This window comes from Borrelia coriaceae, assembly GCF_023035295.1.
Classification (GTDB): Bacteria; Spirochaetota; Spirochaetia; order Borreliales; family Borreliaceae; genus Borrelia; species Borrelia coriaceae.
Map to the genome: position 1 here is coordinate 1 of NZ_CP075079.1, position 13,033 is coordinate 13,033.

The 13,033-nt window shown below is 27.2% G+C and carries 20 protein-coding genes; 5 read left to right on the top strand and 15 right to left on the bottom strand.

All coding sequences use genetic code 11. From position 1 onward, the window contains the following. The 5 genes from bcCo53_RS04725 (at nt 1) to bcCo53_RS04745 (ending at nt 4,259) form a co-directional block, all read left to right on the top strand. Nucleotides 1-699 (top strand): plasmid maintenance protein, encoded by a 699-nt coding sequence (locus bcCo53_RS04725; RefSeq protein ID WP_028328308.1) that lies wholly within the window; start codon nt 1-3, stop codon nt 697-699. 9 nt (nt 700-708) lie between these two features. Continuing rightward, on the top strand, nt 709-1,293 hold the full coding sequence (locus bcCo53_RS04730; protein WP_051428645.1) for a DUF226 domain-containing protein: 585 nt from the start codon (nt 709-711) through the stop codon (nt 1,291-1,293). Then, nucleotides 1,269-2,024, top strand: coding sequence for a ParA family protein (locus tag bcCo53_RS04735; protein ID WP_028328309.1), 756 nt, complete (start codon nt 1,269-1,271; stop codon nt 2,022-2,024). Before bcCo53_RS04730 ends, bcCo53_RS04735 begins: the two co-directional genes overlap by 25 nt. Nucleotides 2,025-2,083: 59 nt before the next feature. Further along, nucleotides 2,084-2,641, top strand: coding sequence for a chromosome replication/partitioning protein (locus bcCo53_RS04740; protein ID WP_025408963.1), 558 nt, complete (start codon nt 2,084-2,086; stop codon nt 2,639-2,641). A gap of 448 nt (nt 2,642-3,089) precedes the next feature. Further along, nucleotides 3,090-4,259, top strand: coding sequence for a recombinase RecT (locus tag bcCo53_RS04745; protein WP_246938386.1), 1,170 nt, complete (start codon nt 3,090-3,092; stop codon nt 4,257-4,259). 67 nt (nt 4,260-4,326) lie between these two features. Here bcCo53_RS04745 and bcCo53_RS04750 read toward each other — a convergent pair whose 3' ends face one another. The 15 genes from bcCo53_RS04750 to bcCo53_RS04820 form a co-directional block, all read right to left on the bottom strand. Then, on the bottom strand, nt 4,327-4,680 hold the full coding sequence (locus bcCo53_RS04750; protein ID WP_246938359.1) for a BBA14 family lipoprotein: 354 nt from the start codon (nt 4,678-4,680) through the stop codon (nt 4,327-4,329). 1 nt (nt 4,681) lies between these two features. Further along, nucleotides 4,682-5,017 carry a BlyB family putative holin accessory protein gene (locus bcCo53_RS04755; protein WP_041178854.1) on the bottom strand — a complete coding sequence of 112 codons (336 nt, stop codon included), beginning with the start codon at nt 5,015-5,017 and terminating at the stop codon, nt 4,682-4,684. After that, on the bottom strand, nt 5,014-5,334 hold the full coding sequence (locus bcCo53_RS04760; RefSeq protein WP_246938387.1) for a BlyB family putative holin accessory protein: 321 nt from the start codon (nt 5,332-5,334) through the stop codon (nt 5,014-5,016). The genes bcCo53_RS04755 and bcCo53_RS04760 overlap by 4 nt, the downstream gene beginning before the upstream one ends. After that, complete coding sequence (locus tag bcCo53_RS04765; protein WP_025408684.1) at nt 5,331-5,528, bottom strand: hypothetical protein; 198 nt, start codon at nt 5,526-5,528, stop codon at nt 5,331-5,333. The genes bcCo53_RS04760 and bcCo53_RS04765 overlap by 4 nt, the downstream gene beginning before the upstream one ends. A 71-nt stretch (nt 5,529-5,599) precedes the next feature. Continuing rightward, entirely contained in the window at nt 5,600-6,406 is an 807-nt protein-coding gene (locus bcCo53_RS04770) for a DUF685 domain-containing protein (RefSeq protein WP_246938388.1), read from the bottom strand. Nucleotides 6,407-6,421: 15 nt separating this feature from the next. Then, entirely contained in the window at nt 6,422-7,024 is a 603-nt protein-coding gene (locus bcCo53_RS04775; RefSeq protein ID WP_025409039.1) for a DUF735 family protein, read from the bottom strand. Between the two features lie 10 nt (nt 7,025-7,034). Next, nucleotides 7,035-7,916, bottom strand: a complete 882-nt coding sequence (locus bcCo53_RS04780) for a DUF276 domain-containing protein (protein ID WP_246938389.1) — start codon at nt 7,914-7,916, stop codon at nt 7,035-7,037. Then, nucleotides 7,913-8,245, bottom strand: coding sequence for a contractile injection system sheath initiator (locus bcCo53_RS04785; protein ID WP_025409076.1), 333 nt, complete (start codon nt 8,243-8,245; stop codon nt 7,913-7,915). The genes bcCo53_RS04780 and bcCo53_RS04785 overlap by 4 nt, the downstream gene beginning before the upstream one ends. A 52-nt stretch (nt 8,246-8,297) precedes the next feature. After that, nucleotides 8,298-9,053 carry a DUF777 family protein gene (locus bcCo53_RS04790; RefSeq protein ID WP_281507453.1) on the bottom strand — a complete coding sequence of 252 codons (756 nt, stop codon included), beginning with the start codon at nt 9,051-9,053 and terminating at the stop codon, nt 8,298-8,300. A 24-nt stretch (nt 9,054-9,077) separates the two neighbouring features. Continuing rightward, complete coding sequence (locus bcCo53_RS04795; protein ID WP_246938391.1) at nt 9,078-10,019, bottom strand: DUF693 family protein; 942 nt, start codon at nt 10,017-10,019, stop codon at nt 9,078-9,080. A 4-nt stretch (nt 10,020-10,023) separates the two neighbouring features. After that, a complete protein-coding gene (locus tag bcCo53_RS04800; protein WP_041178855.1) occupies nt 10,024-10,602 on the bottom strand; it encodes a DUF792 family protein in 579 nt (192 codons plus the stop codon). Between the two features lie 30 nt (nt 10,603-10,632). Further along, on the bottom strand, nt 10,633-11,901 hold the full coding sequence (locus tag bcCo53_RS04805; protein WP_025408754.1) for a DUF759 family protein: 1,269 nt from the start codon (nt 11,899-11,901) through the stop codon (nt 10,633-10,635). An 8-nt stretch (nt 11,902-11,909) separates the two neighbouring features. Beyond that, nucleotides 11,910-12,140, bottom strand: coding sequence for a DUF1322 family protein (locus bcCo53_RS04810; RefSeq protein ID WP_025408755.1), 231 nt, complete (start codon nt 12,138-12,140; stop codon nt 11,910-11,912). Next, on the bottom strand, nt 12,137-12,586 hold the full coding sequence (locus bcCo53_RS04815) for a DUF1473 family protein (protein WP_246938364.1): 450 nt from the start codon (nt 12,584-12,586) through the stop codon (nt 12,137-12,139). The genes bcCo53_RS04810 and bcCo53_RS04815 overlap by 4 nt, the downstream gene beginning before the upstream one ends. Before the next feature lie 10 nt (nt 12,587-12,596). After that, a complete protein-coding gene (locus bcCo53_RS04820; RefSeq protein ID WP_246938365.1) occupies nt 12,597-13,025 on the bottom strand; it encodes a DUF1463 family protein in 429 nt (142 codons plus the stop codon). Nucleotides 13,026-13,033: the final 8 nt, after the last annotated feature.

A 13,033-nucleotide genomic window follows, 5' to 3' on the forward strand; every position in this document is an offset into this window, starting at 1 on the left:
ATGAATATTAATAATAATTACAAAAAGAAAACAAAGCCATTCATAAAACAATTAAAAAAATCTCACAATAGATATTACAAAATAATATCAATACTTAAGTACTTCCAAAAAAACCTAATTAAGTATAACCAAACGGTTATATTGAACACACTAAATAATTTTTTGATTAAGGATAACCTTAAACAAATTACACTGAGAACTTTAAGAAAAGATTTAGCCTTTTTATGCAATAAAGGCATTATTAAAAAAACTTTATTAAGACTGGGTGAAGGAAACGGAACATACATAAGATATACAATAAATAAATACAGCACCAATAATTTAAAACGTTTGCTTGAATCAAAAGACACAATAATCGAACATGACATAAACAAAATACTCAAATTTACAAAAGAAACACAAAAAGAATACTTCAAAAATAGGAAAGTTAAAATTTCAAAATCTAAAAATGCAACTAAAAATGTCAGTCATTATATAAATAATAATATTATTAATAATAAAAAGGAAAAAAAACAAACAACAAGTAGCATAGACTTATTAATAAATGAGACATCTAAATGGAAAACAATGAGATACTTGGATAAAATAAAAGAAAACACAAACAAAAAGAGATATGAAAATAGTATGCTGAAAACAAAAAAATGGTTGCATGACTTAAAAATAGAAAAAAATTTTTTACATAAAGAAACAAATTTTTGAGAGAGGAATATGAGATATAAAATAAATATAATAAACTCAAAAAAGTTAGAAGAAAAAAAATTAAAGATAAAAAAATTCGAAGAAAACCAAAAAAAGAGCAAGTTATTTGTTCTAATAGATAAGAAAAATGACAAAACATTTTATCATACAAGGATTATGCTAGATTTTTATACATTCGGAATAAACGAAACTCAAAACGACAAATTTTATATCATCTTAAGAAGTTGGTATAGAGATAAAAAACAGCTTTTCCATTTATTTACTTTAAGAGATGGTGACAAGTTTTTAGGTATTTATTATGGCCATAGGAAACCTATAAAAAATATCATATCAAAATATCAAGAAAATGGAGAAGTCAAAAAATATAGTTTTTCAAAAGCTTATTATATAGAATTTAGATTTAAAAAAGGCAGTGTTTTTTGTTATATACAAGGGATTTATTATTTGACTAGAAGTGAAAAAATGAAAACAAAATATTGTCAGACATTAATTTCTTTATTAAAGAAATTAGAAGGGCAAATATATGAATTTTATGGAAGGAAATTACCGGATGGAGGCCTTATAACTAAATGGATAGAAAAAAACCAGAAATAATTACAATTGCAAGCCTTAAGGGTGGTGTTGGGAAAAGTGTATTAACAATTATTTTTAGTTATATCTTAAGAGACATGAATAAAAAGGTATTGCTAATTGATCTGGATCCACAAAATAGTTTAACCAGTTATTTTATAAGTCATATAAAAAAAATTAAAGGCGTTAACGTGTATTATATGCTTAAATCACATAAAGCCTCTAATTTAGATAAATATATTAACGAAATAAACGACAATATGTGTATCATAGCTTCTCATCCAGTTTTATATAAGTTTGAACAAGAAGATGAGAGATATAAAGAGCAGCTGTTGGAAAATTGTTTGGATAAAATTTTATCTGTTCATAATTTTGATTATGTAATAATTGATACATCTCCAGGTTTAAATTTTTTATTGTATAATGCTTTAAATGTTACAGATAAAATTGTAATTCCCGTTCAACTAGAAAGATGGTCTGTTGAAGCATTTTCTATACTAATGAATACAATAGAAGAGTTTAATGTTTTCAAAAGGAAAAAAATAGAAGTTTCTATAATAGAAAGTCAATTTATTAAGAATAGAAATACTTTAAAAGACATAGAAAAATTGTTATTCAGAAAGTATGGATTGTTAATTAAAGGAAAAATCCATAGTGCTAATAGCATTAAAGTTTTGATTAACGAACTAAATGAACCTAATGGTAAGGATATTTATTATAAAGAGGCTAAAGAGGTTTTAGAAAAAATATTATAAAAAGTTACGCTAGCGTAACTTTTTATAATATTGAAAAACAACGTAAAAGGAGCAATAATATGTCAAAAAAGGACAAGAAAGAGATAATTCTAAATGATAGGAATGTTGGATTTGGTGAAAGTTCATCAAATATCAAAAATGATGAAAAAGAATATCAAAATTATAAAGATAGGCTAAAAAAGATTACTGTAAATGAAATAAATAATAAAATTGAGATTATGGAAATTTTGTATAACATAAGAGAAAAGAAACTTTATCGCATCGATGGTTATAGAAGATTTGTAGATTTTTTGTCCCAATTTGTGATAGGAAGGAGTCAAGCATTTTTATATTTAAGGCTTTATAGACGTGTGTTAATGGGTGAATTAAATATGGATGAAATTAAACAGATTGGATTTAGGGAAGCTTATAGGAAAATTAGGGAAGTAGATGTAAAGAAAAATCGTTCAAAAGAAAACTTAATAAAACCATTAAGGTTTCAACTTAAAAATCAAAATAGTTATGATTTTTATAAGAAAAATGCAAAGCTTACGGGTTTTATTTTAGATAGACTTTTTTTGCAAAAACAAGACTTGCTTAAAGAATTTGTAAATGAATTTGAGAGCTCAAGGAAATAAGAGAATAACTATATAGTATTGATTGTCCTTTGCGAAAGTAGTTGATTTTATCGTAGGATTGGTATATATATTTATATAAATGGATTTGTATTTGTCATATAAATCCAGCAAAGTTTTCAACATGGTAGATTTTAACTCTTCATTAGGCATTCTTGAAAAAGAATATCTAATGAAGAGTTGATTTTATATTGAGTTTGATATATACATTTATATAGGATTCGTGATTCATACGTATCCTATTAAGTTTATCAACATGATAGATTTTAACTCTTCATTAGGCATTCTTGAAAAAGAATATCTAATGAAGAGTTAATTTTATTGTCTTGAATTTTGAAACGTAGTTTTACTATTTATATAGTATTTGCTTTTTTATTTTAAATAACTTGACAAAAATTTTTGTTTATTATAATATATTTTTATATTAGTAAAAACTATGCTGGAGATTAGTATGAAAAATATAAAAAATAAGATGGGTAAAGCAAATAAAAGCTTAAAAAGAGAAGAGGTTAAAGATACAGTAACAAGCAGTCAAAATATAGTAACAAATGAAAATCAAGCAAAGATAGAATATAGTATAACAAGAGGTGAAATATCCACTACTATTAATACAATAGCAGATAAAATGAATTCAAATAATATTTATGAAGTATGGAAAGCATATAAGAGTATGTATGGACTTAAAGGAATGGACTTTGCTTCAGAGAGGGAAATCTTAACACTTCTTCAGATAAACAATCTAAATCCTTTTAAAAAAGAAGCATATATAATTCCTTTTAATGGACGTTATACAGTTGTTGTAGCATATCAAACATTGCTTATACGAGCATACGAGGCTGGGTATAATAGATATACTCTTGAGTTTAAAGAAGAGCCAGTTAAAACACGTAAATTTGACTTTAAAGGTAATATAGTAGAGAGAGAAGATTTACAGTGTACAGCTTATTTCAAATCAGATGATGGTAGTCGTTACAGTTTTTCTATCTTACTTAGTGAATATTATAAGAACACACCTATATGGCGAGATAAACAAATATTCATGTTAAGGAAATGTGCAGTCAGTTGTTTATGTAGGACCTTGCCAGGAGCAGGTCTCGAGAGTATGCCATATATAAGAGAAGAATTAGGAGATGTGGACATGATTTGTGAAGAACAAAATATACAAAAAATAGAGAATACTAAAACAACCGATTCTAAATCGACAATGAAAATGCAATCCATTAGTCATGATTCTATGCTTTTTAGCAATGAAACAGTTAAGCGTGTACCTTCTAAATATTATTATTACAAGAATTTACTTCAAGCATCTAAGAGAATGCATTCACAATTAGATAATACTCCTTTTGATAGTCTAGAAATGATAGATAAGTTTTTACATCAATTACAAGAAGATGATGATTCTAATATACTTAATTATTTTGAAAACAAACCAGAGCTTAAAACAGTAGAGTACTGGACACGATTATTAAATTGTTATTTAAAAAAAACAGAGTCTGATCCAGGAGTTGTAGAAGGGTTTTCTAAATTTCTAGTGTGTAGAGAACCTAAATATGGTCAAAGTCCATTAAGGCTTTTTGGATCTATAGCTAGTGATGAGAATTTTAGTTACCTATGTAAATAGGGTGTGTAATTTTAACCTCTATTTATTTATAAAGATAAGCCTTCAAGGCTTATCTTATTCTACTTATTTAGTTTTTTAATTTCGAATACTTGTTGTACACTATTTGTACAATAGGTTTAGTGACTTGAATATATTTTTGAAATAAATTTATATTAAACATTAAATCTTCAATTGTATGATTTGATTTAAGTGTAGAAGCATCAAAGTAGGTAAACTTAGGATACTTTGGGTCATTAACCTTTTTCTTTGTTCTAGTTAAAAATACTTGTAAATACATAACATAATCAGATAACTTTGCTTCATATGCATTTAACTCTGTAAGAGTTTGTTCCTTAGGTGGCGTTGGTTCTTCTGTTAGTGATGCTATGGTTGTACATGAGAAGATAAGTGTTAAAAAAGTTAAATTTATAAGCTTTTTCAAATTAGGCCTCCTTTAACATTTTGATGTAAGTACTCATTATTTTGTTGCGTTTAGCTCTAAGTTGAGATATGTATTTTGAAAGTTCATCATACTCATCAGCAGTTTCTATTATTTCAATATTAATTCTTAGTATTTCTTCAATTTCAGATAATAGTTTGATAGCTTCCTTTTGTTCCATTTGATATACACTAGCTTCATATAGACAGTAAAAGTAATTGACTACTTTAGTGAAAATATTAATGTATGTAGCAGTGTTTTTATTTTGGTTATTGTTTTTGATGATATCTGTAAATTTGTTTAGAATTTCAACACTGGTTTTAGCAGTACTTAATTTCATTTTGTCTCCTTTTCGTGATATGTAATTTGTGAAGGCAATTTCATATTATTTGGGTTGCTATTGACTTTGTCTATAAATGCTTTTATTTTGGTTTGGATAGGTTCAAGATCCAACTTGATTTGTGGAGTTAATGCATTATCTAGTATTTCCATATTTTTAGTGTAGATTTGTTCATATTCTAAATAAAATTCACACAATAGTGAAAATGCTTTATGAGCATTCTCATTGAAACTGCCGTCTTTGAAGTTTGAAAGTGTATCAATTAAATTGGATATTGACTCTAAAGCAGTATCTAGATGTTGCTTTGCAAGTATCATAACCCCTCCTTCTCATCTTTGTCTTTTTGTTTGCATTGTGTTTTAAACTTATCTAATAAGATATTTAAAATGTCTTTAAGTACTGGTTTTAATAAAAATGCCAGCCCTAGGATTAAACCTGAGATAACAAGTAACTTATTGCCATCAATACCAAGTAAAAGCTGTGTTAAATTATTTATATTTGTATCATTCATTTATGCTTTAACCTCACTTTAAAATTATGTAGCTACAACTATATATCAAAAAATAGTTTTTGCTATTTAATTTATAACTTTACTAAGGCAGGTACATAGCTACCACTTTTATATAAACGTTTTTGAATATACCAACCTCTAAAAAGAGGAGAATAATCATTTAAAGTCATATTGCTACCCCCGCGTTCATAGATAATTGACTTTTGTGATTCACTAGAATATTTAAGATACACATATTTTTTGACACTGCTATTTCCAGCATAAATTGAAACATCAACATATATATCTAAGTAAATAGGCTTGTCATCATCAGAGCTGTAGAAAACAAGAGTTACATCTTGATTTGAATACTGTGATGTCATGTCTAATCTGTAAGCTTGCCTTCTAAGTGAAGATTCATAAATGGATGAGCTTGTGGTTCCTTCTCTTGTTGAATTGAACTCTGAAGGGATTCCTGTTAAGTATTCGGGTATTTTTGCTTTTTGCAGTGAACTGTAATTTAAAGTAACAAAGTAGTCATCTTTGCTTAAACTATATGTTGATAATCCACTTCCAAGTTTATCTTTAACTTTACTATATGTATTTGAAATACTACTAGAGTCATCATTTAAAAATTTGTTAAGTATTTTACTGTAAACTTGATTTATAAAATCCTCATCTTGTTGTAATTCTGTAGCAATAGTACTTTTAATAATTTCTTTAAAATAAGTAAGTCCTTCACCTTTAAAAGTTTTTTCTTTAGTAGTTTTAAGGAAATTTTCAAAAGTAATAGCATTACAACTTGAAATACCATCATCGAGTAGTAATAAATCAGTATTTTTAACTGATTCAAGTCTATTTAAATCTTTAATTTGAATACAATCGTCTTGGTCACTCATTTATACAAACTCCTTTTAAATATTAAATTTAGCAATTTCCTTATTTTCCATGTCATATAATTTTAAGGCCCTTCCAATTGGTATTAAGTTTTTTAGGAACGTGTAAATAGATTCAGCATATCCTTTAGGAAGGAAGTGAAAAATTAAGATTTTACATTGGATATTTTCATTTTCTTTTTTATAACATAATTTGATTTTTCTATTTCTATTAGTAGTAGAACTAGGTGAGATTTTAGCAGTAAAGTTTGTTTTAACAGCACCTAGTAATTTTATATTAATAACACCATCACTTGGTACTGTAATTTCAATATCAACATTAAGAAAAGTTTTAAATAACTTAGTAAAAGATGCGTCAGTACCAATGTGTTTTAATGCATAAATAATACTATCAATATTTTTTGTAAGATCTTGAACAGGTTGTGTTTCAACATAAAATATATTAAATATCTTAGATAGCCAAGTAGCAATGAATCTAGATGTGCAGTGTTTACTAATTGGTAGTCCAGTAAAGTTAGAATTTAGACTTACAAGTTCAGATAGCATTACATTAGCAAAGTTAAGTTCATTTTGTATAAACTTATCAAGTTGACTATTTCGAGTAAACCCAAGTTGATTCAAAATTTAGCTCCTAACTTTCAATATCAATGATTAATCTATGAGTAGTATCAAATACAAGTAACTCTGAAGGTTGTACAGTAATATCTTTATTTTCATTACTATTAAATTCACTACTTAAATCTGATATGTTTGTACTTGTATCATCTTTAGTTACTGCAAATATTTTCATGCTTTTAATACCTTTAATTTCATTAACGGGAGCAAGGAAATCTTGATATTCAAAGCTAATACCCATATCAGAATAATTGTTTTTGATGATGCGATCATAGATATTTCGTATTTGTTTATCAATGTTAAGATAAGTATGGTTTTTAATATCTAGACTGTATTTAACTTTAAGATAAAGATACTTTTTCTTACCAAGTGTGACTTTGTATACTTTTTTTTGATTTATTTCATTCATGCCATCAATTTCAATATCTCCTTCAAGGTTAGTACCACTAGGAACAGTTTCATAAAGCATATTCCAAAGATTGGCTTTAAATTTAGAATCTTGAATTTGATCTTTAGATGTATTTAATACAGATTCATTTAAGAGTAGATATATCTTAACCTTACCAGCTTCACTTGTAAGATTAGCATATTCAACTTTATCTAGGTTAAGTAATGCTTTTATTACTCCAGGTTGGGTAATACTATTTGAAGTTATATATTTTTGAATAATTTGGAAAAATTCTCCACCGGGTTGCATTTTATCAAAAAATAAATTAAGTTCATTAATGATCTGTTCTTCTACAATTGAAAGTGAGGTTGCTATAATATTATAAATTGAAGATGGGTCATCACTTATTACAACATTATACATTTGCATTAAATATTCTTTTTTAGTCTCTACGATTTGGGAAATATTTTGTTTTAAAATTCCAAAATTGGGATCAAATATGATACTCATGTATTAATAACCGTTTCAAGTGAATCACCTGGGAAGTAAAATGTAATATTTAATTTTTTAAGTTTAATTTCAACTTTGATTCCTACAAGATTAATTTGTAATTCATTAACTATATTGTAAAAGTATGTTTTAATTTGATTTAGCTTTCCTAATTTACATACTTTTAAAAGATATAAATAGTCAAGTCCCCACTGGGGTGCGTAAGATATACTTCCCTTTAGTGTTTTAAGGAATATAAACAAGCGTTGTTTTTGTTCTTCAACACCATCTATGATATTTAAGTCATTGTTAAATATTAAATCGAAGTTGTTATTAATTTTGATATCCAATCTTTATTACCTTTAACCACGAAAATAAATATATAACTATTTTAGCAAAAATCTAACCAAGTAAATCATAAATTCTGTTTCTAAGACTATAAAGACCAGCTCTACTAGATTCATCTATAATAGCTTGACCAGTAACTCTTAAATTAGTAATAGCGTATGTTATATCAATTAAAATACTTTTTAAAGTTTCAGAATTGTTGCTTATATCAATTTTATTATTAGATTTAATGCGAACTTTATTTTTACCTATTAAATCAAGATTGTAATTTGAATTAATATCAATGTCATCATTAGCTTTAATTACAACATCATCTTCAGCCTTAATACTAAAATCGACACAATTAATGTTGATGTTTTGATTTGCATTTAGATTGATATCGTGATCAGAATTTGCGTTGATTTGATTGTTAGATTTAATATCAATTTTATTAATGGTTTTTAATTTGATATCATCACAAGCCATTTCTAGATATTTGGGATTTATAATACTTAATATATAGAAATGATTTTTGTCAAAGTTAATATTATCATCGTGATTGAAAAGGTTGATATTAGATTGAAGTAATAATACCATTTCACCTTCATTTGGGTTTATGTTAATATTTGATATGTTTTGTGTTTCAATTTCGATGTTATCAAATTCTTCAATTATTACAACACCTTTTTGTGAATTTGGATCAAAGGTTTTAACTTTACCTATTTTAGTAATGAAGATATTATTGAATATCCATTTTTTTATTTCTTCTTGTGTTAGGGCAGATCCATATAGATTTTGATTCATTCTATAAAATTCGTAGTTAGAGTGCATATGTATCTCCTTTTGAATTATGATTTAAATTTGAACACCATTTGAGTCATCATAAAGTTTAAGCATGAGTGAGCATTCATTAGAATTACTAAGTGTAGCATTTGTTTCACTAATGGTGTTCTTGATTGTATTTCCAAGAGAATCGATAAATGATACTTTATCACCAACTCTTAACTTATGTGTATAAGTTACTTTGGCTTTCCAATATATGAGCCTTATATTACGGTTAGAACCTAATGTTATTTCTTGTTGAGGTATAAACTGCAGTCCGTAATCTTCAAGTTTTTCATAATGAGTAGAAGGACCAGTTTTCATATAGTTTGTAAATATAAAATTACATTCAACTTTGTCTATTCCATTACCAACGTCTGCTAATGCGCTTTTGACATATTTTTTAGATAGTTTTTCTATAAATTCTTTTGGAGTTGTTGCGTAAAAGTTTTCTTCAATGACTCTAAGCTTGTCATCAGTGCTCATATTGATAATATTTCTATTTGGGAAAGCTGATTTAATAGCAGCCTCTACACTCATACCTTTAAATTGTTTAGTTTTAAGTTCACGATTGAAAAAATTACTTTTTGAGGCTAAGTGAATCTCAAGTTCTACACTAAAATCACCACTAGGATAATCAGTACTCATTGGAACGCCAAGATACCCTGCCATGATAAATTCAAATTCTTTTTCATGAGCATATTTTTTATAAAATATTTTTACAACATCTCCTTCTTTTACATCAGAAGTAAAATCTAATGGCAAGTTCCAAAGTACTAGCTTTGCTTGTTTTGCTCTTACAAAATTATAGCTTGAATAAATGTTAGATATGGAAATATCTATGTGTATACCATCTTGTGTATCTATAACAATTTTAGGAACATCTTCAGTTATAGCCTCACCCGTAATATCAGAATTGGATGAGTTAATAGTAGAGTAAAATTCAATTTTAAAGTCATACTTGAGTAATATCATTAAGCTATCCTTTATATTTTCTTAATGAAAATGTTTTAATAACCTCCATATTGAGACTAACTTCAACTTCATCAATAAAAGGAGTATCTTTAAATGTGATTGAATTTATAACAACCAAATCTTTAATACCAAATGATGGACTGTAAGCAGTAAATGGTACTTGAGCTTGTAGTCTAGATGCTAGTTGTTCTTTTACCAAATTACTATCAAATTCGAGTAGACAATTACCAAAATAACTTGATTTGAGCGGTGTTAACATTTCTTTATATAAATTTGTTAAGATGCCACCTGAGAGTGATATAGTCTCGGCTGTTAGAGTTGGATTATAGCTTACATATTCAGCTTTTCTAGAATAATAATTGATAACAGGACGTTTAGAACAACTTGTGTTATAAGTTCTAGTAATAAGTTCAGACTTTGGTTTAATAAAAAATAGTTGTGGAAGGTATCCCATTCCTTTAAGATCGGGTCTTGGAAAAAGAACTATAAAGTTATCAGTACTAAATAAAGCAAAGATTTGGGTTGAAACATCTCTAATTATTTGAAATATTTCATGTGGTGATAATGTATTATTGTTCAATATTTAAGTAACCCTCCTCATTTAAAAGTTAAATTATGGTGTAGATACAGATTTATCTGATTCTTCTTGAAGTTTAGCTAGACTCTCACCACCGTCCCCTCCTAAGAATTTAGGAAGTATTGATTTAAGTCTTGCAATTAAGATATCTAAAGAAAAAATATTTTTGATTCCGTTTATTAAGGGATCAACGATATGTGTTTTAAACTTAAAGTCTTTAAGCCATGCGAGTAGATCCGCAGTGACTTTTACTAAAGGATCCATAACCTTAGCAGTTAGTTCTTTAAGCTCATCATCTAATTTGTAAATATTGCTTACTGCTTTATCAGCAGCACTTGCATGTTGCGTGATATTTAAAGAGTTAAAGTCTTTTAGTATCTTTTCTATCATTTTGGTTCTAGAGCTTAAGTCTAGAGTAGCTCCTTGTTCATATTGCATTTGTGATTGTTCAAGATAATCTTTTCTAACTTTTTTAAACTGACTCATCATTGTAAAAATTGCATTACCTTTACCACTTAGAAGTTCAATCACAGAAGATATAGCATCGTCATCACTTGAAGCAATACCACTTGCCTTAAGCTTAGCAGCAAGTTCCACAGATTTTAATACATTATTTTCATTATCAAGTCCCAAGTTAGCAAGGGTACCCTTAATGACACCAGCTTTGCTTAAGAATTCTTCTATGCTTTTGGTTTGCTCAAATGTTTTCATGCCATGTAGATTACTCATTAAGCTTGCTTTTTCGTTTTTTTCAAATATCCTAGAATTTATAAGATTAAATCTTTTTGCAATAGCTTGTTCTTTTATAGCTTCTTTTGCAAATCCAAGAGTATTAGAAGAAACCTTTTTTATAGCATGAGATACTATATTTCCAATGGCAGTTCCTATTGCAATACTTGGGATACCAATTCCTACTTTATTTTGTTGTGTTAACTTACCTTTTCGTTTACTCTCTTCTTTTAATTTTTTATATTCTAATGTTCTTAAATCTTCTGATGACATAGTAGAACGTTTAAATGCTTCACGTTGTGCTTTTTGGAATGTATAGCCTTGCTTTATGAGTTTTTTAGTTTCACTAAGTCTAAACTTTTCTACTTTGTCTCTTAATTTTTCATATTTGGTTTGGTTTTTAAGTTCGCGTTTTTTTTCTTGTAAGTTATATTTAATAAAGTCTTTTGTACTTCCAAGTGATGTTCGTTTGGGTTTGATTAGATTTTCTAACTTGGATATATCATTTTCTAATGATTTGCGCGTTGCTGCGTGATCTAAGACCCCTTTAAATTTGATTGTAAATTTATCATTCACACGTATCCTCACTTAGAAAGAATAAGTTCTAATATTTGTTTTTCTAACTTAGCTTCAGATATTTTATTAACTTCCATGAGTTCATCATAAAACATGCTTTTAACTTCATTGTAAGAGCATACATTTGTAAATATTGGTAGCCAGTATTTATTTTTTTTAACTTCTTCAAGTAAAGCAAAATAGCGTTCTCTAGTAGTCTGTAGACTTTTTATAAACTGAAGAGCATCTTTAGTAATCATAAGGTTATCCTATCTTGATTATTATCCTTTATCTTATTTACAACGTGTTCATAATTAAATTCTGTGTCATTTATATAATCAAATTGAACAAAGTCTCCAACATTATTTTCATATTCTTTAAGGAAAATAAAAGATGGCTTTTTAAATTCGGGATCTAAATGAAATATATTAAACTCTACACAGTATATAATTGCTACAAGGTAATCTTTATAATAAGTAGCAAATTCTCTATTATTATCCAAAATAAGATAAAATTCATCTAAAAATCCTGGTTTTATCATTAAATTGGTAATTTCCTTTAAATATTTAATTTCGTTCAGTTTTTGGGTGCCTTCATTTTGTGAAAATCCTAATATAGAATCCCATTCATACATTGGTAATACTTTTAGTTGGTACTCATAAGTTTTATCTTTACTTAAAATTTGCATTTTATATCTTGTAATCATTATCTGTCCTTTAATTTATTTTGGTTATTTTTTCACAATTAATTGCTCTGATCTCAAAAGTAACCTTTTCAGCTTCAGATGAGTAGCTTCTAGAGGGTTCTTCTGTAAATACAGCAGTATTACTAATAATTTTTGTTGAAATACGATCATTAAATACAAGATCTAACATCTTGTCATTTTTACTTATGTTCATGTTATAAAACTGATCATCTGCTAGTTGTGTAAGTAAAATGTAATCTTGGCTACCAAGCGTAACTTCAATGTTGAATATATAAGTAATGGTTTTAGGATCCCTAAGACTAATAACGGGCAGGCCTCTGTCTTCATTGCTAATTATTGCTCTTGTTGTAGGTTCACTTGTAAATTCTAATTTTCCACTGTTAATTTGCCTACCACCTATTGAAAAATAAACATCTGTTAATTTATATAAATTATTCAAAGCTTAAA

Bases quoted from the DNA above. Each gene is read 5' to 3' on its own strand.
- bcCo53_RS04725 (WP_028328308.1), top strand. From the start codon at position 1: ATGAATATTAATAATAATTACAAAAAGAAAACAAAGCCATTCATAAAA.
- bcCo53_RS04730 (WP_051428645.1), top strand. From the start codon at position 709: ATGAGATATAAAATAAATATAATAAACTCAAAAAAGTTAGAAGAAAAA.
- bcCo53_RS04735 (WP_028328309.1), top strand. From the start codon at position 1,269: ATGGATAGAAAAAAACCAGAAATAATTACAATTGCAAGCCTTAAGGGT.
- bcCo53_RS04740 (WP_025408963.1), top strand. From the start codon at position 2,084: ATGTCAAAAAAGGACAAGAAAGAGATAATTCTAAATGATAGGAATGTT.
- bcCo53_RS04745 (WP_246938386.1), top strand. From the start codon at position 3,090: ATGAAAAATATAAAAAATAAGATGGGTAAAGCAAATAAAAGCTTAAAA.
- bcCo53_RS04755 (WP_041178854.1), bottom strand. From the start codon at position 5,017: ATGAAATTAAGTACTGCTAAAACCAGTGTTGAAATTCTAAACAAATTT.
- bcCo53_RS04760 (WP_246938387.1), bottom strand. From the start codon at position 5,334: ATGATACTTGCAAAGCAACATCTAGATACTGCTTTAGAGTCAATATCC.
- bcCo53_RS04765 (WP_025408684.1), bottom strand. From the start codon at position 5,528: ATGAATGATACAAATATAAATAATTTAACACAGCTTTTACTTGGTATT.
- bcCo53_RS04770 (WP_246938388.1), bottom strand. From the start codon at position 6,406: ATGAGTGACCAAGACGATTGTATTCAAATTAAAGATTTAAATAGACTT.
- bcCo53_RS04780 (WP_246938389.1), bottom strand. From the start codon at position 7,916: ATGAGTATCATATTTGATCCCAATTTTGGAATTTTAAAACAAAATATT.
- bcCo53_RS04790 (WP_281507453.1), bottom strand. From the start codon at position 9,053: ATGCACTCTAACTACGAATTTTATAGAATGAATCAAAATCTATATGGA.
- bcCo53_RS04795 (WP_246938391.1), bottom strand. From the start codon at position 10,019: ATGATATTACTCAAGTATGACTTTAAAATTGAATTTTACTCTACTATT.
- bcCo53_RS04810 (WP_025408755.1), bottom strand. From the start codon at position 12,140: ATGATTACTAAAGATGCTCTTCAGTTTATAAAAAGTCTACAGACTACT.
- bcCo53_RS04815 (WP_246938364.1), bottom strand. From the start codon at position 12,586: ATGATTACAAGATATAAAATGCAAATTTTAAGTAAAGATAAAACTTAT.